Here is a 20,639-nt window from a genome sequence, read left to right as displayed (position 1 = left end):
CGCGGCTACGTCGGTGACCCGGCCCGTACGGCGAAGGCGCTGGCCGGCGGCCACTACCACACGGGTGATCTCGCCGTCCGCGCCCCGGACGGCAGGCTCACCCACCTGGCCCGCTCCGACGACATGTTCAAGGCGTTCGACCACCGGATCTCGCCGCGCGAGCTGGAGACGGTGCTGTTGCGCCATCCGGCGGTGGCCGATGCCGCGGTGGTCCCGGTTCCCGATCCGGTGGGCCTGTGGGCGCCCAAGGCGTACGTGGTCATCGCGCAGGGACAGCAGGCCGGTGAGTGGACCGCGCAGTGGATCCTCGAATTGGTGCGGGAGGAGCTGCCGCCCGAAAAGTGGGTGCGCGTCCTGGAGTTCACTTCGGCCCTGCCCCGGACGACCTCGGGCAAGGTTCGCCGAGCCGAGCTGCGGGACCGGGCGCCGGGGAGCGCCGGCACGGAGTACCGGATCGGCGGGTAGGGCCCCGTCGTGCGAAGAGGTCCGGGGCCTGGGTTTTCGACCCAGTCCCCGGACCTTTTCGCGTCGTCAGCCCTGAGAGTGGCGCGCGTAGTGCCGGTTCGCCTTGGCGCGGTTGCCGCAGGCGGCCATGGAGCACCAGCGGCGTGTGCCGTTCTTGGAGATGTCGTAGAAGTGCAGGATGCACTCCGGATTGGCACACGGCCGGATCCGTTCCGGCCGCTCTCCGAGCAGCCGGAGGAAGTCCTCGGCCGCTGTCCAGCCCGCCAGCCAGGACGGTGCGTCCACCTCGATGGTGGTGCCCGCCCCTTCGGGCAGCAGCAGGCGACGGACGCGGCCGTGCGCCAGTACGGCGTTGAGTCCGCCGACGATGCCCTCGCCCCAGGGGGCGGGGACATCGATGACGTCGTCCAGCGCGCTGCGGACCTGGAGGATCGCGCTCAGCGTCTCGTCGTCGGCCACGGCCGGCCGCTCGGCAAGCTCTTGGCGCACGTGTGGGCTCTCGAGCCAGATGCGCAGCCCTTCGACGGAGTCCAGCAGGTCGTGCCAGCCGGTGCTGTCGATCCAGCGGGTGTTGAGCAGGTCGATGGAGAGCGGTTCGCCGAGCAGTGGCCGGAAGTCAGGCCTCGGGGATGGCTGCACAGGGCGGTTCCTTCCTTCTCTGTGAGGGCACCCGACCTCTAGAGGGGCGCCTGATCAACAGTAACCACTTAATCCAAGATCAAAGGTTGACACTTTTGAAAACTAACTGTTAAAGTTGATTTCAGAGGTTAGCGGCGTCCAGGCGAGAACCGCCACCAGCCCCCAAGCGCGACCGGGGGCCGGTCCCATGACGATCCCGCGTCCCCGGTCGCGGCAGACGGAAGGAACTGCCGTGGCAACCGGCTACCACCCCGGCGAAATCCAGGTCCAGAACCGCGCGGACCTCACCGACCAGGCGGCGCTCTCCCTCGGTGCCATCGGCGACACCGTCCCCGCCATCGCTGCGACTTCCTCGCGAAGCAGCCGATGATCGTCATCGGCGGTACGGATCATGAAGGCCGGGTCTGGGCCACCCAGCTGACCGGCGCCCCCGGCTTCCTGCACTCGCCCGACCCCCGCACCCTCATCATCGACGCGCTCCCCCTGCCCGAGGACCCCCTGGCCGACCTGCTGGGCTCCGCCGGCACCACGCGCACAGCGGCAGGGCGCAACCGTCTGGGCATGATCGCCATCGAGCCCTCCACCCGGCGCCGCATGCGCCTCAACGGCAGAGCGCTCCCCACCGCCGGCGGACTGCACGTCGAACTCGACCAAGTCGTCGCCAACTGCCCCAAGTACCTGCAGAAGAGGGATTTCCGCATCCAGGCGGCGGGGGAGGCGCAGGCCCCCAGCGCGGCCCGCACGGCCACCTCCGCAACGGCACTCAGCGCGGCCCAGCAACAGACGATCCGCGATGCCGACACCTTCTTCATCGCCACCGCTTCCGACACCGGTGACGCGGACACGTCCCACCGCGGCGGAAACCCCGGCTTCGTCCAGGTCCTTTCCCCCACGTTGCTGCGCTGGCCCGACTACGTCGGGAACGCGATGTTCCTGACGCTCGGCAACCTGGTCCTCAACCCGGCCGCCGGAATCATCTTCCCGGACTGGAAGACGGGCTCCGCCCTCTATCTCTCCGGCACCGCGCACACCGTGTGGGACACCGAGGCAAGCCCCCAGGCCCCCGCGACACGGCGCCTGGTGGAGTTCTCCGTGACGGACGTACGGGAGATCGCCGCCGCCTCGCCCCTGCGCTGGAGCGACCCCGACTACTCCCGCTTCAACCCCCCGATCAGCTGACACCCCTCCCCACCCGCCCCCACCCGTCCCCGGTACTAGAACCGGTCCTCGCCCCAACGGAGCCACCCATGCAAATCACCGTGGACATGAACCTCTGCGAGAGCCACGGACAGTGCGTCTTCGCGGCGCCCGAGGTCTTCTCCTTCGACGACGAGGACTACCTCGTCTACGACTCCGCCCCGGACAGCGCCCTGCTGGACAAGGCCGTGAAGGCCGCAGCGGTCTGCCCGGCCCGCGCCATCACGGTCACGGCAACCCCCACGACGACCTCCGACACGCTGGCCACACCGTGAGCACAAGCCTCACAACGCCCCGCGACATCGTGATCGTAGGAGCCTCCCTCGCCGGTCTGCGGGCAGCCGAGGCGCTCCGCGCCCAGGGCTTCACCGGCTCCCTGACCATCGTCGGCGACGAGCCCTACCTGCCGTACGACAGGCCCCCGCTGTCCAAGGACGTCCTGACCGCGCAGGACCCGGCGCCCTTGACCGCACTTCCGTTGCCCGACGGACTCGACGCCCGCTGGCAACTCGGCCGGCCCGCCGTCCACCTCGACCCGCGCACACGTACCGTCACCCTCGCCGACGGCACCCAGCTCCCGTACGACGGCCTCGTCATCGCCACGGGCTCCGCCGCCCGGGCCTGGCCCGCCGACAGGCCCCCGCTACCGCGCGGGGTGCACACACTGCGCGGCTGGCAGGACGCGATCGCACTGCGGGCCGAACTCGGCCCCGGACGAAAGCTCGTGGTGATTGGAGCGGGCTTCCTCGGCGGAGAGATCGCGGCCGCCGCACGCACGCGCGGCGTGGACGTCACCCTCGTCGAATCGGCCGCCCAGCCCCTCGAACGCGCCGTCGGAACGGTCGCCGGAGGCTTCGTCGCCACCATGCACCGCGAAGCGGGCATCGACCTGCGCACCCACACCACAGTCAGCGGATTCCTCGCCGGCGACACGGGCCGCCTCACCGGCGTCCGCCTCTCCGACCACAGCGAGCTGCCCGCGGACGCGGCGGTCCTGGCTCTCGGCGCCGTGCCCGCCACCGGCTGGCTCGCGGACTCCGGCCTCGCCATCGGGAACGGCGTGCACTGCGACCCGTACCTACGGGCCCTGTTCTCCGACCGGACACCCGTCCCCGGCGTCGTCGCGGCCGGTGACATCGCGCGCGTCCCACACCCGCTGGCAGGCTACGCGCCGGTCACCCTCGGCCACTGGAACAACGCCGTGGAACAGGCAGCCTCCGCCGCCCACACTCTGCTGCACCCCGGCGAACCGGAGCCGTTCAGCGGAGTCCCGTCCTTCTGGTCGGACCTGCACGGCGCCCGAATCCGTTCGGTCGGCCTGCCCGCACTCGCTGACGAGACGAGGATCGCCGAGCACAACCTCGTGGGCGAACGCCGCCTCGAGGTCAGCTACCACAAGGAGGGGCACCTCATCGGCGCCCTCACCATCGGCAGAACCCGCAGGCTGGCCTCCTACCAGCGCGAACTCCAGTCCGTCCTGAACTCGGCGCTCCCGGCATCCCCTGGCACGCACTCCGCGCTCCACCCCAGGAGAACACCAACTGCATGAGTCCGCCGACACCCTCAAGCGCACCGTCCCCACAGCAGCCTCGGCTACCGTGCTCCCGCCGAGGCTGACAGGGGTGTCGGTCGTACTGTCGCGGGAAGCGAGTGCGCCCCGGGGGATCCGTCGGAGTCGGAATGTCGGTCCACAGAACGGGCCCCCGAATGCTCACGAGAAATGGGTTCTGGCACAGATCTTGGTTGCGCCGTGAGGCGCTGTTGGTTCGAGTGGAGGTGGAAGACCTGCACCAACCCGCTGTCGCAGCAGTCGGGTTGAAGCTGAGGGCAGCCTGATCCGGGTGATGCCGGGGAGGGGGAGAGCGGCCCTGACAAAGCCGGGACGTACCCAGAACTGCCAGATGGGGCGGGTCCGGCAAGCGTGATGGAGAGGAGTACGCGAGGAACCGGCGTTTTTACGTCTCTTAGTGGGTATTCAGGGATGGTTTGTTCCGATAGGCGAGCTATACGATTGCCGCTCTTGAGGCATCTGCCCCATACGTTCATCTCCACGGCCTCAGCTGTCGGCCCGGCCACCCGTTTACTCCGCTTCTCCTACATGAAGTCCGTCTGGTTTGAAGATGAGGGAGAAACGCCCAACGGGAACGGAACCGCGCCGTCCGCCCCGTACGTGCCGACGCTACGGCGTGAGCCAGCGCAAGCCGTACCCCAGCGATCTGTCCGACGCCCGATGGGCCCTGATCGAGCCGACCCTGACGGCATGGCGGAAAGCCCGGCTCGACCGCCGCCCGACCGGACAGCCGGCGAAAGTCGAACTCCGCGACGTGTTCAACGCGATCCTCTACGTGAACCGCACCGGAATCCCCTGGAAATACGTCCCGCATGACTTCCCCAGCCACGGCACCGTCTACGCCTACTACGCCGCCTGGCGCGACGAGGGAATCTTCACCCAGCTCAATTACGACCTCACCGCGCTGGCCCGCGTGAAGGAAGGCCGCAAGCCCGAACCCACAGGCTCCGTCATCGACACCCAGAGCATCAAGACCTCCACCAACGTGCCCGTGACCAGCCAGGGAACGGACGCCGCCAAGAAGATCGTCGGCCGGAAACGGGGCATCCTCACCGACACGATCGGCCTGATCCTTGCCGTGACGGTCACCGCTGCGTGAACCGTTCCGGGTTCGGTAGAGATCTCAGTTGTTGGTTGTGACCTGGGGTTTTGTGGTCGTGAGGTAGTAGGCGGTCTCGTATTCGGCGGGTGGGACGTGGCCTATCTCACCGTGGAGGCGGCGGTGGCAGTACCAGTCCACCCACTCCGCGGTGGCCAGCTCGACCTGGGCGAGTGTCTTCCAAGGCCGCCCGGGCTTGATGAGTTCGGTCTTGAACAGCCCGATGGCCGATTCCATCAGGGCGTTGTCGTAGGCGTCGCCAACGCTGCCGATCGAGGCCGCGATGCCGGCGGCGTCCAGGTGCTCGGCGAGCCGGAAACTCGTGTATTGCGACCCGGCGTCCGAGTGGTGTATCAACTCGCCTCGCTCATAAGGGAGTCCGTCGCGGTCGCGCTGCCACAGGGCCATCTCCAGGGCGTCCAGGACGAGCCTGGTTTCCTTCGAGGTGGCGGCCGACCAGCCGACGATCCGGCGGGAGAAAGTGTCCACGACGAACGCGACATAGACGACCCCGGACCAGGTCTTCACGTGCGTGAAGCTGCGTCTCACCGCGTACGGCGACGGCACCGCGTCCGGCCGGTTCAAGGCCGGCCTCGAGTTCATGCGGGCCCGGTCACACCGGACCGTGTGGCCGACCCACGACGACTACGTCACCACCTGGCCCGGCTCGACCGGCACGGCCGTGCAGCCCGACCAGCTCGCCGACACCGAGTTCGTGATCGGCCTCGCAGTCCCCCACATCACCCACATCACCTTCCGCGAGGACGACGGCACCGGGGCCGCCTGGTTCTACTCCCTCAACGACCGGTCATGGGCTGCCGTGCGCTGGCCCGACGAAGACGGGCCGGGCATCGTCTACCAGCACGGACCACGGCGCCTCTGGGACGCCGTGGAAGCCGCCCACTCATGGTGGGAGGAGCAAGGCCGCCCCGGACTCGACTCCTTCGGCCTTACCGTCACCCCCACCGGTGAGACACCATGGTTGGGCGACCCCGACAACCTCCTGCCCGGGGCGCAGTGGCGATAGCGGAGGGGCACCGTGGGCGAGCACGAGGAACCGCTGGACCAGTGGGCGGACCGCCGTGACCGCCGACGAGAATCCGACCGGCAGATCACCGGCCGCCGCCGCGCCGAACCACTCGACCCGACCGCCCGAGGCCGAGCCGCGCACCTCGCCCCCGACGCGCCCCGCATGCTTCTGGAACGGACGACCAGACCGGCGAGTGGGTGCCGGTCGGAGTCGCCGACAACGCCGCCCAGGCCGCGCTCTTCCTCACCGGTTCTTCGTGTGACCCTCCTAGAGGGGGTGTTCAGCCGGGTGGGGCTTGATTGATTGGGTCGTCCGGGTCTGCGGCTTGGCGCAGTAATGGCTCGGCTTCCTCAGTCCGGCCCTCCTGGAGGAGCATCTGGCCGAGCAGGCGCTTGGCGTTGGTGTCGCCTGTGGCTGCGGCTTGGCGCAGGAATGGCTCGGCTTCCTCACTCCGCCCCTCCTGGAGGAGCAGGGCGCCGAGCAGGGCCGGAGCGTCTGTGTCTGTGTCTGTGGCTGCGGCTTGGCGCAGGAATGGCTCAGCCTCCTCACTCCGCCCGTCATTCGTGAGGAGAATGCCGAGCAGGACCCTGGTGTTGGCGTTGTCTTCGTCCTCGTCTGCGGCTTGGCGCAGGAGCGGCTCGGCTTCCTCACTCCGCCCGTCATTCGTGAGGAGAATGCCGAGCAGGACCTTGGCGTGGGTGTTGCCTGTGTCTGCGGCTTGGCGCAGGAGCGGCTCGGCTTCCTCACTCCGCCCGCTCTGAAGGAGTAGGGAGCCGAGGGCGGTAGACGCGGGGATATCGCCTTCGTCTGCGGCTTGGCGCAGGAGCGACTCGGCTTCCTCACTCCGCCCGCTCTGAAGGAGTAGAACGCCGAGGGCGGTAGACGCGGGGATATCGCCCTCGTCTACGGCTTGGCGCAGGAATGGCTCGGCTTCCTCAGTCCGGCCCTCCTGGAGGAGCATCTGGCCGAGCAGGCGCTTGGCGTCAGCGCCGCCTGTGTCTGCGGCTTGGCGCAGGAGCGGCTCGGCCTCCTCACTCCGCCCCTCCTTGAGGAACACCCGACCGAGCAAGACCTGAACGTCTGCCTCGTCTGTGTCTGCGGCTTGGCGCAGGAGCGGCTCGGCCTCCTCACTCCGCCCCTCCCGGAGGAGCATCCGGCCGAGGAGGGCTGCGGCTCTGGCGTCGCCGGCTTCTGTGGCTCGGCGGAAGCGCACTTCGGCCTCATCGAGTCGTCCCGCCAGGGCGAGCATGGAGCCGAGGGCGACCTCGGCGTTGGTGTTCCCTGCGTCTGCGGCTTGGAGAAGGAACGGCTCAGCTTCTTCGTAGCGCTTCATCTTGGCGAGCAGGCCGCCGAGAAGGATCGGGGCGTGGGGCTCACCTCGTGGGACGACGGAGCGAAAGGCCGTTTCGGCCACGAGGGGTGCTGTGTCAAAGGCATGAATGCCGATGATGATGTGCTGTTTGTCGTCGGTGGCGTGGTCCAAGGCGCTGTGCCAGGCGTGTTCGGTGACGGGGCTGGTGGTGTGGTCTGGGAGGTAGTCGAAGACGTCCCAGGCATCGGGGTTGTTAGTGGGCAGGAGGAGGCTGGTGGCGCCGTAGCGCAGGCGTGTGGCCCAAGTCAGGGCCGTGTCGATGGATTCGGGGCGCAGGAGGGGGTCGTCGGGCAGGTAGTGCTGGTGGAGGGTGGTGAGGAGGGTGGTGGGGTATGGGGGGCGTAGTCCGGTGCGGTTGAGGTCGACGGCTGCGGCGACGAGGGCGGCGCCGCGAGGGTGGCCGCCGGGGCGGGTGGCGTTTCGCCACTCGGTGAGTAGTGCGGGGCCGGCCGCGAGGTACTCGGCGACCCCGTAGGGGCCGTGGTGGGTGACAGCGTCGATGATCCGCAGGTCGTCGCAGTCCTGCGCGCGTGTCAGCTCCTCGGCGCTCCAACGCCGCTGGAGGTAGAGGGGGTCCGTCTGCTTGAGCACGCGCGCCCCCGTTCCGGACGTGCGAAGGCCAGAGGAAACTTCTTGCCGGGGGTCGGTGCTGTGGCGGGAGAAGGTGTCGTGGTGACGTAGCTGCATGGTGGCCAGGAGCGGTGTCCTGAGCCGCACCAGTTCGGCCAGGACACCTGCTTCTAGTCCGTCGGGTGTGAGGAAGCGTTCGAGGTCGTCGAGCCAGACCAGGCACCGCACGGAGGTGGTGGCCACGACATCGGCGGCGATCACCAGATCGGCTCCGGTGTCCGGGGCCAGCACCCGGTATCCGGCCAGAGCCTCGCACTCGCGCACCGCACGGTGAGCTGCCCGCGTCTTACCTGCGGTGGACTCACCCAGCACCAACACCAGCCCGCCGTCCCGGGCCGCCCGAGTCAGCCGTGCCAGCAGCTCCTCGTCGGCATCGCGGGCCACATACGTGGGCACAGCGTCGCCGGTGTCATCGGGCCGGGCCCGGTGCGCTCCCGCGGCCAGGGCGTCCCAGTCCTCCACCAGCACCCAGCGCTGTGGATTCTGGAGGTAGGCGGGAACCCGCGCACCGGTCGTGGTGATCGTCACCGGCCCCGAGATGGACCCCGCTGTGATGACGTACTCCTGGTGCCCCCCGTTGATGTTGATCCGGGCAGCGTTGGAGGGATTCGTGGTCACGGGCGGGCTTCAGTTGCCGGACTCGCCGGCCTGGGCGGGCGGGGATGTGGGCTGGCCGAAGTTCATCCCGCCGAACACGTCACGGTTCGTGATCACGTAAGTCTGCGTGCCACCCGAGATGTGGGTGGAGGCGTTACCGGGCGCGCTGGCCGGTGCCACCTGCTGGGCATGCTGGTGCCAGGCCTCCAGCGCGGCGGCGAAGCCCGCGTCTGCCCCTGCCCGCTCCGCCAGTGCGATCGACAAGATCCGCGCTCGATGCTCGTCCGCGGGCTGCTGTTGCAGGGCGGTCAGCTCGGCCCCAGCCGGCACCACATCCGTCACCCCCGCGGGTACCCCCGTGACCGGGCCATCCTGACCGCGCCAGCGCCGTACCAGAGCAACCAGGCCTTCCCAGGACTGCCCACCTGCGGCTCCTGCCGCTCCCGTGGCCAATGCCAGCAGCAGTGCAGCCGATACCGGTTCCATGCCCAACCCCCAGAGAAAACTTTTTGGTGTCACGACACCGTAGGTCTTTGCCCGGCACCGCCGCCGGTGGATTGGTTGACGGCCTCGCCAGGCAGCGCAGCAGCCCGCGGAAGGGCATCCCGGGAACACCGCCGATGTCTTCTTCTGCGGATGTCACACTCGGGGCCGCTCGATGCTTTAAAACCCAGACGCAGCGCACAGCGCACTGCACGGTCAAGGGGTGGTCGTGGATCCAGCATTGATGACGGTGATCGTGGTGGGGGTGACTTCGTTGCTTGGGCTCATCGCAAGGCTGATGTACAGGGCGGCTCGGGACAGGGCCGAGGTACGCCGAGCTGAGCTTGCCCAGCAGGGCCTTTCGGAACGGGTGCGGTCGCTGCCGCCTGGCAGTCGGCTGTCGGAGAAGTCGTCCGAACGTTCCGTCGAGATTCTGGTCGGTGCTGCCGACCGCGCCGAGGTGGGGCGCTAATGACCGAGGTGCCAGCACTGCCCGCGGTGAAGGTGGCAACGACTACGCGGTCGCGCTTTCCGGGGGCACAGCAACAGCGGCAGGACGAACTGGAGGCCTTCTACCGAGCTGAGATGCCGAGGATGACGGTCTTCCTCCTGCATTTGGGTGCCAGCGTCTATGAGGCGGCGGACGCCGCGCAGGAGGCCTTCCTGACCTTGCTCCCGGACCGATGGAAGGAGATCGACTACCCCAGGGCATGGCTCCGGAGAGTCGCCTATCGGAAGTACCTGCAACAGGCCACCAGCCGTACGCAGCCGTTGGACCCAGTCCCGGATCGTCCGGTGACTGTCATCTCTGGTTGCTGATGCCGAGCGGATGTCGTTACTGTTTGGCATTCAAGTTGTCAGCGGCCGCCAGCCGGCCCGGAGCGGGGAACAGGAATGAGCGAGAGGTTCGTGGCGGACCCGGCCAGGACTGCTCGGCGCATCACGGCCTTGCTCGAGCGGGCCGGGATCGAAGACGAGGACGTCCTCCGGGTTGAGGGCGAGGGCGGTCTCTCGTACGCATCGGGGCTACCCGTGGAGGACGTGCAGGCGCTGTTGCGCGGTGAGCGGCTGCCCGAGGGCGACGGCGGGGGGACGGAGTCGGCGGAAGAGCGTCACCGCCGGGTGGTCGACCGCATCGTCTTCCTGCGCCGTACCCGACTGCGGACTTCCCCCGACGGCCAGCGGCGTGCGTACTCGCTGGCGGACATCGCGGCGGGTGCGGGGACGAGCGCCCAGTGGCTCGACAAGATGATCAAGACGGGGAAGGCTCCGAATCTCGATCATGCGGCCGGAATCGCGGACTTCTTCGGAGAGGGCATCGAGTTCTTGGTCGCCGAACCCGCCGGGGCCCTGGATCGGGTACTCCAGCGGATCCACAAGGACCTTCTGGAGCGGACCGTCGCACGCCAGGACGCGGACATCCAGCGCCTCACCAACGCGGACACCCTTGCTTCGGCCGGTTCTGCCGGTTCGGCCCGTTCTACCAATTCTGCCGGTTCTGCCGGTTACGGCGCTTCCCCCGGTTCCGATCTCGGCATCGTCGGTTACGCCGCCCGCGCACTCGCCGATGTGCCGGAGGACACCGCACAGCCCATCATTGCCCTCATCGAGTCCATTGCCCGGCGCTCGCGCGAGGACCGCGCCCGGGAGGGCGTGGAAAGGGCCGCTGGCCAGGGCTGATGTGTGAGCCGGGGCCACAGTTGCCTGCGCCGTCCTGAGTGGCTACTGTCGCGGGCGCACGACTGTCAGAGTGCCGCGCATGCGTTCAAGGGCTCGACGAGCGGTGTGCCGGCAAGGGATGCGTCCGGGTGGGGAAGACATGTGGAGCGCGGTCCGTATTTCCCGCGAAATGAAGCGCCACCGGGACGAGCTGTTCGCGGGGGCGATGTACCCGACGGCGCCGGAACCGTACGAGTTGCTGCGGGCGGTCTGCACCTACGTGTCGGACGCCAGCGGGCGTGAGGTCCGTCTCATGCTGGAGCCGTTCCCGCCGGGCACGGTCAGCGGGCTCTGGCTCGACCTGGGTGATCACGAGGTGATCGCGGTGGAGAGGAACACCCTGCCAATTCATCAGATGGTGATACTTGGACACGAGTTGTGGCACCGCAAGGAGGGCTGCTCTGGCCGGACCGGCAGCGCGGCCGGCGGGGCCGTCGCGGCGCGCGTGCTCGGGGACCGGTGGTACATCGGCGACGCGGTCGCCCATGTCGCGGCGCGCACCGACTACGACCTCGCCGAGGAGCGGCGGGCGGAACGATTCGGCCGACTGCTGGGGGCGAAGTTCCGGCCCTTCCTGCTCGGCACGCGCGGCAGCACGCTCCTCGACGAGCGGGAAGGGCGTATCTGGGAGTCGCTGAGGGGCCGGTGATGCACGAAGACGCCAGCTACTACCTGCCCGCCGCCGTCCTGGGCGCGGCCCTGCTGGCGAAGTTGCCGGCCCTGGCGCGGGGTTGGCGCAGCGCGCCGGTCCGGACGGTGAACGCCCTGCTGTTCCTGCCCTGCGCGGGCTTCGTCCTCTCCTCCCCGCCCACCATCACCGCCGTCAACCGGCTCACCGGCATCAGTAACCTCTCGGCGCTCCTCGTCCACTGCATCATGACCGCCTACGCGTGTGCGTCTCTGGTGCTGCTCGCCTACTGGAGGGGGGAGTCGGCGGACAGCGCCCGGACGCGGCGACGGGTACGGGCGTGGAAGACCGCCTGCTGCATGGTGATCGTGGCCCTGGCGGGACTCTTCGCCCTGGGCGACGTCCCGGTGGAGCGCCCGCGGGACTTCGACACGTACTACGCCACCACCCCGTTCATCAGCGAGATGCTCGTGCTCTACCTGCTCGCGTACGTCGCGGCCAGCGCGGCCACGGCCGTCCTCTGCTGGAGCTGGTTGCTCGACATCGGCAGACGGACGGCGTTGTGCGAGTCGAAGAGGACGGCAGTCGGCAGGCCCCTGCAGATCGGGCTGCTCGTCCTGGTGATCTCGGCCCTCGCCAACATCGTCTTCGGGTTGTTCAAGCTGATCGCCATCGTTGCCCGATGGGCGGGCCGGGACTGGGACGTGCTGAACGAAAGCCTGGCGCCCTTCATCTCGGTCAGCGGGATGATGATCGGTGTCGGCCTCCTCGTCCCGGCATACGGACCCGGGCTGATCGACCGCGTGTGGCACCCGCTGCTCGGCATCAGGGCCCTGGGGCCCCTGTGGTCTCTGGTCCGCCGGTCCGGGCTGACCCCCGGAAGCAGGATGTTCCTTCCCCCGCCGTGGTACGCCGGACCCGAGCAGGTCCTGCTCTACAGGATGACCACCATTCACGACTGGATGCTCGCCCTGTGCGTCCATTGCACGGACGAGGTACGGCAGGCTGCCTACCGGCAGGCGAAGGAGCGCGGGATCGCGGAGCGCGAGGCCGTGGCCGTCGGCCTCGCCGCGATGTTCACGGCGGCAGCGGGTGCACGGGCAGGCGACTTCCCTCCCGCGACGGAGCAGAGCACCCTTGCGGTGGCCGCCGTACGCGCCGCTGAGGCGGCGGACCGCAACCTCCTGGTGTCGATCTCGCGGGCGCTGGCAGTAGCTCCTGCTCTCACCGGCGCCGTCACCGGCGCTCTCGGAGGCCGCTCGAGCCGGTGAGGGTACTCCACCCTGGTGGGCGTACCCTCACCGGCGCATCCGTCCCGGTGTCAGCCGTTCCAGGTGCCCGTGAGGGCGAGGGCGCCGGGGGCCGCGGGCAGGCCCTGCACCGGGACGGCCGTGGTGGTGGCCCAGGTGCGGTCGGTGTGGCGGGTGGTGTGGAGGAGCTTGTTGTCGGCGGTGGTGACGGCGACCACGACCTCACCGGCGACGCCGGCGGTGGCGACCGACTTGGCGGTGACGGTGCCGAGGATGTCCTTGAGCTCGGTCAGCCGGGTCCAGTTGCCGTCGAAGTTGCGCACCGAGTGGTACTGGCGGGTGCCGTTGTCGGTGGCGATGACGATGTGGGTCTCGTCGCCGGAGCCGACCGTGCTGATGGAGGTGATGGGGCCGGTGGCTCCGGCGGCAGCGGCGACATCGCCCCAGCCGAGCCAGTTGCCGTTGCCCTGGCGGATGGTGTGGTAAGCCTTGCCGCCGATGACGGTGGTGACCTGGAGCTCGCCGCGGACGACGGCGGTGGCAGCGGCCGTCACGTTGCCGACCTTGCCGGAGGTGATGTCGCGGAACGGCGTCCACTGACCGGCTGCGTTGCGGACGGTGTGGAGCGCCTTTCCGTCAGCGACGGCGACGACGTGGAGGTCCCAGCCGATGTTGGCCGCGGTGACGCTGGTGAGGTTGCCGAGGTGGCCGGCCACGTCGAAGACGTTCCCGAAGGTGCCCCAGGTGCCGTCCTGCTTGCGGATCGTGTGGAACAGCCCGCCGCCGTTGCTGACGGCCAGGAGGTGGGTGTCGCCGTTCATGCCGACGGCGGCCGAGTTGCGGATGCCGCCGATGCTGCCGGCGGCGCCCTGGGCCTGGACGTCCTCGAAGCCGGTCCAGGAACCGTCGTTCACCCGGACGCCCTGGTAGAGGCTGCTGCCCGACTGGACGAGGGCCTGGGTCTTCCACCCAGGGGACTGGGCACGGACGCGCTGGAACCAGTCGTGGAGATCGTTGACGCGCGTGCTGAACGCCCCGGTACGGGTCTCGGTGGCGGGGGTACCGAGGCAGCCGCCCTGCCAGCCGAGGCTGGTGATTCCGACGAGAGCGGGCTTGCCGTTCTCGCTGAGGAACGCGGGACCGCCGGCGTCGCCGGCACAGACGGTGGCGTCGGCCGGGGTCTTGGCGGCGAGGTCGAAGCCGGTCGCGGTCACCCTCCCCGCGGTGAAGACGGCCTTGTGGCGGGTGGAGGGGACCCAGTCGGTCTGGGTGCGGCCGAAGCCGGCGACGGTCAGTTCCTGACTGGTGGCGGGCGCGGTGGCCGCCAGCGGGACGGGGGTGATGTTCTCGGCGGCCTTCGCGAGGCGGGCCATGACGAGGTCACGGTCGGCGTGCGGGACCAGTTCGGCGATGTCGCTGGTGTGGCCGCCGCTGGTGATCAGAAGGGACTTGCCGACCACGGCGGTGGTCTTGTCCTTCGGCGGGCCCGCGGCCACCGTGTTGTTCTTGGCGGGGTCGTCGGCGAAGCAGCTCTTGGCGGTGAGGACCCAGTGCGGATCGACGAGCGCACCGGAGCAGGAGCGCTTGCCGTCGCCGATGGTCAGCTTGGTGTTGAAGGCGAGCCCGGCGGTGTCGATGGGCTGCCCGGCGCCGACGGGAGTGTCGCTCGACGTACCGGTGACCCGCAGCTCCAGCAGGACGGCGGCGGATGGGTCGGCGCCCGCTTCACCGAAGCCCTTGCTGGTGTTGCCGGGGATGTCCAGGCTCTGCGTCTCGTCCTTGACCGAGATGCTGGCCTTCACCGACCGCTCGTAGGTCTGGATCCGGTACGCGCCGGGGATGGAGACGGTGAGGAAGCCGGTGCCCCACGGAGCGGCGAAGCACATCCGCTCCTCGGGCAGTTTCAGGTCGCGGGCCCAGACCTTGATCTGGTATTTGCCGTCACAGGAAGTGTGGGTGATGTTGCCGTCACCGCGGATCAGCTTGGCGCCGGTCTCGGCCAGGACCTGGTCGCTGCCGGGGTAGGAGCCGTCCTCGAAGACGTACGGGGCACCGGCGTTGGCGGCCGGCTCTTCGGCAGCCGAGGCCAGCGGGGTTGCGGTCCCCATGAGGACCGCTGCGGTCGCGGTGGTGGCCGGCAGCCACCAGCGTGTGCGCAATGCCATGAACGTCACTTTCGTCATGTCACCCCCATGAGGAGGCGAGTGGGAGGGGGCGTCCGGCTCGTGCCGGACGACGGGAGGTGTGGAATGCGGAGGGTGTGGCGCTGGACGGCCTCTACCGAGACAGCCTGGCAACCGACTCGATGAGTGCGACGATGGGCTGGGCGGTGTCGTCGGGCACGTCGGCGAGCGCGTGGGCAGCGCGGCAGGCAGCGGGGTTGATTCCGCAGCTCGGGACTCCGGCCGGGCCGGACTCCCTCAGCAGCCGGAGGTCCTCATTCTGGCGCTCGACCGTTCGCTCCAGCAGGTCCATGTGGATCTGCTGGAGGACCCAGTCCAGGGCCCTTGTCGGAGGGTCCGTCAGGAACTCGATGCCTTCGCCGAAGAACCTGGCGATCGCCGTCGCGTGATCGAGGTTCGGGGCCCGCCCGGTCTTGAGCATCCTGTCGAGCCACTGCGCGCTCGTTCCTGCGCTCGCCGCGATCTCCGCCAGGGGTAGGTGCGCCTGCGGCCGTCCTCGGCCGCCTTGAGCCGAGTGCTGCGCAGAAAGAGGATCCGGTCGACGACCTGACGGTGACGTGCAGGAACCGGATCGCACGCATCTGCGCGGGCTGTGCCGGCGGACGTCCGGTCGCCACGGAGTAACGACTCGACCTCGGCCGTTGTCAGGCCCGATGCGTAGCCGAGACCGCCCTCGCCCTCGACCCGCAGTACGACCCCGGGTTGAAGACCTGCCCGCCCGATCAGGGCAACGATGCGCTCGACCGTGTCGACCGGGTCGGGAAACGGCCTGGCACTCATGCGTGGCCTCCCCCTGTGCTCGCGGCCCTCCGAGGGGAGACGGTAACGGCTCGCGACCCGCATATCAACTGCAGTTTAGTTCGACATCAACGCCAGTTGAAATCCGGCAGGTTCCCTCTTAGGGTCCTCACAGGTCGGGAGACATTCATGCCTGGACACAGTCATGTCCGCGCCCTGCGCTTCAGGCCCAACACCGCGCAAGGGCAGCACAGTTCCCGCAGGCCGTCAGGTGGGTCTCAGCCTGACAGGCATTCAGTTCTCACCCAGTTCAGCTGGGCTTCACGCACGCCGGTCCCGGCGGGTACCGCGTAGACATAAGGGGAGATTCGTGCGCCATACAGCAGGCAGACCACGCTGGGGGGTGGGGAGGAGGCCTGATGGGTCGAGCGTGCTGATCGGTGGCCTTCTCCCGCTCGCTCTCCTGTCGACTCTGGTTTCGGCGGCGCCGATCGCCGCAGCGGCGGAGACCCCGGTCAGCGAGCGCGGGCGGACCGTGGCCTTCTGGAAGGCCGGTGGCCCGGCGATGCAGGCCTCCGCCGGGGCGGCCCTGACGGGCTCCGACGCGGACATCCGCGCCTTCCTCGACAAGGGCCGCGCCATCGCGGAGAACCTCGACGACCGCGAGGCCGCTCTCCAGGTCGTCGCAGAGGCGGGCCCGGCGGTGCGCAAGGCCGCCGAACAGGCGCTCGCGGGGACTCCGGAGCAGCTGGACGCCTTCCTGAAGGAGGGCTGGAAGGCACCTCTGGACCAGGACCAGCGCGTCGAGGCGGCACGGATCGGCGAAGCCGGCGGCAGGACGGTGAAGGAGGCCGCCGATACGGCGCTGAACTCCGATATCGAAGCGGTGCGCGTCTTCCTGAGCGAGGGTCAGCACAAGAAGCGCGACTCCGACGCGCGGGTGCGCGTGGCGCAGCTCGAAACGGCCGGCGGGCCGAAGGTACGTGCCGCCGCCACCGCGGCACTCAACGGCTCGATCGAGGACGTCCGCGAGTTCCTCACCTTCGGCCAGCACGTGGCCCGGGCGCAGGACCAGGAACTCGCGTCCGTGACCGAGCTCGCCCAGCAGGCCAAGGACGCCGGCGACGCGGCGGAGCGGGAGAGCAAGACCGCCAAGGAGGCCGCCGACCGGGCCATCGCGCTGGCCGCGCTGGCGAAGAAGGAGACCGAGCGGGCCAGGGACGAGGTGGCGGCTGCCAAGGCGGACGCCGCCCGGGCCGCCGACGCCGCCCGCCGCGCAGCGGAGTCCACCCGGCGGGCGGCCCAGGCCGCGCAGTCGGCAATCGCTTCCGCGCGTGCCGCGAACGCGGCGGCCCAGGTCGCCGCAGCGGCAGCCAGTGCCGCCGCCCGTGCCGCGTCCGGGGCCGCGAACGCCGCGGCGAAGGCGCTCACCCACGCGGCAGCGGGCCAGCGTGACGAGGCGCTCGCCGCCCACGCCCGGCAGGCAGCCGACGCAGCCGACGGCGCCGCGACGGCTGCGGAGCGTGCGGCGATCTCCGGGGACGCCGCCGCCGCTTCGGCCAAGGCCGCGGCGTCCGCGACCGCGAACGAACTCGGCGCAGCCGCCGCCGCGGAGGAAGCAGCGGCGTACAACGAGCAGGCCGGCAACTCCTCGGCGGAGGCCCGCGCGGCAGCTGCGACCGCCCGCCGCCACGCGGCCGAGGCGACCCGCGCCGCGGACATCGCCGCCGGTCACGCTGCCAATGCGGCACGCGAGGCCCGAGCGGCCCGCGACGCGGCCCGCTCGGCCGCCCGGCACGCCCGCAACGCCGCCGATGCCGCCCTGAAGGCCGGCCAGCACGCGGCCGGGTCCAAGGAAGCAGCCGCAGAGTCCAAGCTCCACGCCGACGCTGCCCTCCTGCGTGCCAAGGAGGCCATGGCGGCGGTGGACAAGGCCAAGGTCATCCACGACCTGGCCCGGAAGTCCGAGGCCGATGAACTCGCCGCACGCAAGGCCAACGGCATCAACCAGGCCAAGGACCTCAAGAGCGCGTACGACGCGAGCCTGGCCCAGGACAAGAACGGCAAGGCCGAGTCCGACAAGCTTCAGGCAGACTTCGTCCGCCTGTCCCAGGAAGCCGCACAGCCCTCGGCCGAGCCCGCCCAGATCGCGGCGGCGGGCCGGAAGATGGCCCTGGCCGCCCTGGAGACCCAGGGACAGTGGAGCCGAGCCGCTGCCGAAAGCGCTCTGGGCGCCCCGGACGCCGTCGTGGTGGAGTACGCCCGCAACGGCTGGCGTGCGGCGGACCAGCAGGACGAACGCGACCAGGTCCTCAGACTCGTCGACGACTCTCCGTACGAGGTGGTGAGGAACGCCGCCAAGACCGCTCTGGGCGGTGACGCAGCCCAGATCCACGCCTTCCTCGTAGATGGGCAGCACACAGCGGCCGTTTCCGAATACAGGGTCGAGGTCGCCCGCATCGGCAACGCCGGGGGCCCGGCCGTCAAGAAGACCTCAGACGCCGCACTCAACGGCACCGGCTACCAGCCACTGCTGGACTTCCTCACCACCGGTCAGTACTCCGCCCGTCACAGCGACGACCAGGCGGCCGTGGCCGGCCTGGCGGAGAACGCCGGGCCGGAGGTGAAGGCCTACGCAGACATCGCGCTGGAGGGCCCCGCCCCGAGCCTGCGCAGCTTCGTCCAAAGCGGCCAGTACCAAGCAGCGCGCCGGGACCAGGGCAATGCCGCGCACGCGGCGCAGATCCTGAACATCGTCGCCGGAAGCGCACAGGTGGCGGCCCTCGCCCAACAGCGGGCGGCCGAAGCACTGAAGACCGCCGCGACCGCGCTGGACGCGTCCCACGATGCCGAAGAGTACGCCCGACAGGCCCAGACCTACGCCGAACAGGCCGCCGGCTACGCCAACCAGGCCGACGCCTCTGCCAAGCAGGCAGAAGCCTCCGCGAAGAAGGCGGCCGAACACGCGGCTAGCGCCCGCAATGCCCAGCAGCGGGCCCGGGACAGTGCGACCAGCGCCAATGCCTCCGCGGCATGGGCCGAAGCCAGCGCCAGCCTGGCCCGCGGCTATGCCGCCGAAGCTTATGCCGCCGCCGAATCCGCGCGTCAGTCCGCCATCAACGCCGGAGCCGACGCAAACGCCGCAGCCGCCACCTATCAGAAGCACCTCGATACGTACATCGCCGAAAAGGCGCGGGCGAACGAGAAGACCTGGTGGGAGAAGGCCTACGAGAAGTATCAATATCTCGAGCAGCTGGTCACTGGCGGAATGGATTACGCGGGCGACTTCGCTTGGGAAGCCGGAAAGCAGGCGCTGCACTGGTACAAGAACCTCTCGTGGGAAGAGCGGATGCGCCTGGATATAGAGCTTCGGCATCTCGTGGCCGACGGGCTCGGTGGGATCCCCATAGCAGGAGAGATTGCCGACCTCAGCAACTGCCTTACCTATGCCCTAGAAGGAATCGGATACGGAGACTCGAGCAAATTCACCGATGCGGCATGGTCCTGCGGTGCGGCGATTCCGGGCATCGGCTGGCTGGCCTACATTCCCAAGGGGAAGAAGTGGTACAGCAAAGCTGAACCGCTCTGGGAAAAGCTGAAGAGCTTCAGGAAAAAGGTAGACGATATTTTGGCCTGCGCGGATACGAAGCACAGCTTCCCCGCCGGCACGCCCGTACTGATGGGCGATGGAACCTTCCGCCCCATAGAGCGCATAGGTGTCGGTGACATGGTTCAGGCCGCCGACCCGCTCACAGGGAAATCAGGACCACGTCGCGTCGACGCAACCATTTACACTCCCGACGACAGCGAATTCACCGGTGTCACCCTTGACGCCGCCACCGGCGGCGGTTCCATCACGGCAACCGACCATCACCCCTTCTGGACGGAAAACCGTCGCCAGTGGGTCGATGCGGCAGAACTCAACGCCGGCGAGACCCTGCGCACCCCGACCGGCGACACAGCCCGGATTGCCAAGGTCTCCCACTGGAAGGAGCTCCAGCCCGCATACGACCTGACCGTGAACGACCTGCACACGTACTATGTTCTGGCAGGCCAAACACCGGTTCTGGTGCACAATTCCTCCCCGTTCTGCGGGACGCCGTTCGGAAATCGTTCTGGTGCGGACGATTTTCATGGCACCGACTACTCGCTTGATGAGATCGTGCAGTTTGTCCATGGGCACACGGGAGCTGGGAATCCGGCAATGGGTAGGCCCAGTCAAGCGGAAATTGAGAGGACATTGCGTCAGGCTGGGCCGGTTCGCATCAAAAAGCAAAACTCTGCAGTTTTCAACCACGGTGGCGTCAGAGTGATCGTAAACTATGATGCGCCGTGGAGGAGTACCGCATACTACCCCGGTACACTTGGAAGGCCGTGACTGTCATGACCAGCGATAACCTGTCCTGGATTTCAGGGCGCCTGTCGGTCGATGATATTCATGCACTGGAGGGGGTGGCCATTCAGATCTCTAGCCAGCGAAGTATCCCCCTTGTCGATCTTTTGGCTTCGTGGAGAGCTCACGTAGAGAAGTTCGAGGCGGACCTCTCCTTGCCCAGCTCGGACAGGTCCGTCTGGGGAGCCCACGACTTGATCGCCGCCTTGACTCTCCGAGACTTGATCCAGGATGGAATGGGAGCTCTTGATGTTGAACTGAGATCACGCTTTGGAAGCCTGCTCTCGGAAATAGACGAGAATTTCATCTCGTTCACTGAGCAAGATGATCAGCTCCGTATTGAAAAGGTGGATGATCGTCCTGATGGTGAACGTGGATGGTGGTGGAAGCGTATTCCGGTGACCGGGCCGGCGCGCGAAGAGGTAATTCAATACAGCGGGCTTGATTAGCCGGCGGGCCGCCACCGATAGCAGAAGAGACAGCACATCCCCCCGCCAGAGGTTCTGGCGGGGGCAGGGCTTCGGCGTAGTGGCTTGACGCCCGGTTCGTGGTGGTCCGTCAGGTGGCTTTGTTCACTTCTAGGGGTTCTGGCTCAACTTCCGTGATTGGTGACATTCCGTCACGGCCACTGGACGAGCGGGGAGCG

General features: G+C 68.7%; 16 protein-coding genes and 3 pseudogenes. 13 read left to right on the top strand and 6 right to left on the bottom strand.

Annotation, left to right across the window (positions count from 1 at the left end):
- Positions 1-465, top strand: a pseudogene (locus ACFWBW_RS35590) (AMP-dependent synthetase); the annotation flags it as partial.
- Between the two features lie 66 nt (positions 466-531).
- Here the strand turns inward: ACFWBW_RS35590 and ACFWBW_RS35585 are convergent.
- Positions 532-1,104, bottom strand: a complete 573-nt coding sequence (locus ACFWBW_RS35585; protein ID WP_385381875.1) for a CGNR zinc finger domain-containing protein — start codon at positions 1,102-1,104, stop codon at positions 532-534.
- Positions 1,105-1,291: 187 nt separating this feature from the next.
- Between ACFWBW_RS35585 and ACFWBW_RS35580 the strand changes: the two are divergent.
- From ACFWBW_RS35580 to ACFWBW_RS35565, 4 genes and pseudogenes are all read left to right on the top strand, one after another.
- A pseudogene (locus ACFWBW_RS35580) lies at positions 1,292-2,283 on the top strand (pyridoxamine 5'-phosphate oxidase family protein).
- A gap of 68 nt (positions 2,284-2,351) precedes the next feature.
- Positions 2,352-2,576: a ferredoxin gene (locus ACFWBW_RS35575; protein ID WP_385381872.1), complete on the top strand. Its 225-nt coding sequence runs from the start codon at positions 2,352-2,354 to the stop codon at positions 2,574-2,576.
- On the top strand, positions 2,573-3,850 hold the full coding sequence (locus tag ACFWBW_RS35570) for an NAD(P)/FAD-dependent oxidoreductase (RefSeq protein ID WP_385381869.1): 1,278 nt from the start codon (positions 2,573-2,575) through the stop codon (positions 3,848-3,850). The genes ACFWBW_RS35575 and ACFWBW_RS35570 overlap by 4 nt, the downstream gene beginning before the upstream one ends.
- Positions 3,851-4,487: 637 nt before the next feature.
- Positions 4,488-4,967: pseudogene (locus tag ACFWBW_RS35565) on the top strand (transposase); the annotation flags it as partial.
- Positions 4,968-4,994: 27 nt separating this feature from the next.
- Here the strand turns inward: ACFWBW_RS35565 and ACFWBW_RS35560 are convergent.
- Entirely contained in the window at positions 4,995-5,498 is a 504-nt protein-coding gene (locus ACFWBW_RS35560) for an IS3 family transposase (protein WP_385381866.1), read from the bottom strand.
- A gap of 4 nt (positions 5,499-5,502) precedes the next feature.
- Here ACFWBW_RS35560 and ACFWBW_RS35555 point away from each other — a divergent pair, with 4 nt between their 5' ends.
- The gene (locus ACFWBW_RS35555) at positions 5,503-5,997 is read left to right on the top strand and encodes a hypothetical protein (protein WP_385381863.1); all 495 of its coding nucleotides are present in this window, start codon (positions 5,503-5,505) and stop codon (positions 5,995-5,997) included.
- Positions 5,998-6,009: 12 nt separating this feature from the next.
- Positions 6,010-6,303, top strand: a complete 294-nt coding sequence (locus tag ACFWBW_RS35550; RefSeq protein ID WP_385381860.1) for a DUF6087 family protein — start codon at positions 6,010-6,012, stop codon at positions 6,301-6,303.
- Here the strand turns inward: ACFWBW_RS35550 and ACFWBW_RS35545 are convergent.
- Together ACFWBW_RS35545 and ACFWBW_RS35540 are read right to left on the bottom strand one after the other, a co-directional pair.
- Positions 6,281-8,620, bottom strand: a complete 2,340-nt coding sequence (locus tag ACFWBW_RS35545; protein WP_385381857.1) for a tetratricopeptide repeat protein — start codon at positions 8,618-8,620, stop codon at positions 6,281-6,283. The two genes, ACFWBW_RS35550 and ACFWBW_RS35545, sit on opposite strands and share 23 nt — an antisense overlap.
- 9 nt (positions 8,621-8,629) lie before the next feature.
- Positions 8,630-9,085, bottom strand: coding sequence for a hypothetical protein (locus ACFWBW_RS35540; protein ID WP_385381854.1), 456 nt, complete (start codon positions 9,083-9,085; stop codon positions 8,630-8,632).
- Positions 9,086-9,553: 468 nt separating this feature from the next.
- Between ACFWBW_RS35540 and ACFWBW_RS35535 the strand changes: the two genes are divergently transcribed.
- The 4 genes from ACFWBW_RS35535 (at position 9,554) to ACFWBW_RS35520 (ending at position 12,700) form a co-directional block, all read left to right on the top strand.
- The gene (locus ACFWBW_RS35535; protein WP_385381851.1) at positions 9,554-9,901 is read left to right on the top strand and encodes an RNA polymerase sigma factor; all 348 of its coding nucleotides are present in this window, start codon (positions 9,554-9,556) and stop codon (positions 9,899-9,901) included.
- A 90-nt stretch (positions 9,902-9,991) separates the two neighbouring features.
- A complete protein-coding gene (locus tag ACFWBW_RS35530; protein WP_385381848.1) occupies positions 9,992-10,762 on the top strand; it encodes a hypothetical protein in 771 nt (256 codons plus the stop codon).
- Positions 10,763-10,931: 169 nt separating this feature from the next.
- The gene (locus ACFWBW_RS35525) at positions 10,932-11,450 is read left to right on the top strand and encodes a toxin-antitoxin system, toxin component (protein ID WP_385381845.1); all 519 of its coding nucleotides are present in this window, start codon (positions 10,932-10,934) and stop codon (positions 11,448-11,450) included.
- Positions 11,450-12,700 carry a DUF6545 domain-containing protein gene (locus ACFWBW_RS35520; RefSeq protein WP_385381841.1) on the top strand — a complete coding sequence of 417 codons (1,251 nt, stop codon included), beginning with the start codon at positions 11,450-11,452 and terminating at the stop codon, positions 12,698-12,700. The genes ACFWBW_RS35525 and ACFWBW_RS35520 overlap by 1 nt, the downstream gene beginning before the upstream one ends.
- Positions 12,701-12,750: 50 nt before the next feature.
- On the opposite strand, the gene ACFWBW_RS35515 is transcribed toward ACFWBW_RS35520, so the two are convergent.
- Positions 12,751-14,844, bottom strand: coding sequence for a S1 family peptidase (locus tag ACFWBW_RS35515; protein ID WP_385381838.1), 2,094 nt, complete (start codon positions 14,842-14,844; stop codon positions 12,751-12,753).
- 112 nt (positions 14,845-14,956) lie between these two features.
- Positions 14,957-15,283, bottom strand: coding sequence for a hypothetical protein (locus tag ACFWBW_RS35510; protein ID WP_385381835.1), 327 nt, complete (start codon positions 15,281-15,283; stop codon positions 14,957-14,959).
- 747 nt (positions 15,284-16,030) lie between these two features.
- On the opposite strand from ACFWBW_RS35510, the gene ACFWBW_RS35505 reads away from it, so the two are divergent.
- Positions 16,031-19,978, top strand: coding sequence for a polymorphic toxin-type HINT domain-containing protein (locus tag ACFWBW_RS35505; protein WP_385381832.1), 3,948 nt, complete (start codon positions 16,031-16,033; stop codon positions 19,976-19,978).
- Positions 19,975-20,442, top strand: a complete 468-nt coding sequence (locus ACFWBW_RS35500; RefSeq protein ID WP_385381829.1) for a hypothetical protein — start codon at positions 19,975-19,977, stop codon at positions 20,440-20,442. Before ACFWBW_RS35505 ends, ACFWBW_RS35500 begins: the two co-directional genes overlap by 4 nt.
- The last annotated feature ends 197 nt before the right edge of the window (positions 20,443-20,639 follow it).

The organism is Streptomyces sp. NPDC059957, assembly GCF_042730015.1.
Classification (GTDB): Bacteria; Actinomycetota; Actinomycetes; order Streptomycetales; family Streptomycetaceae; genus Streptomyces.
Note: the sequence above shows the minus strand (reverse complement) of the source record. Positions and strands in the feature narration are given on the sequence as shown.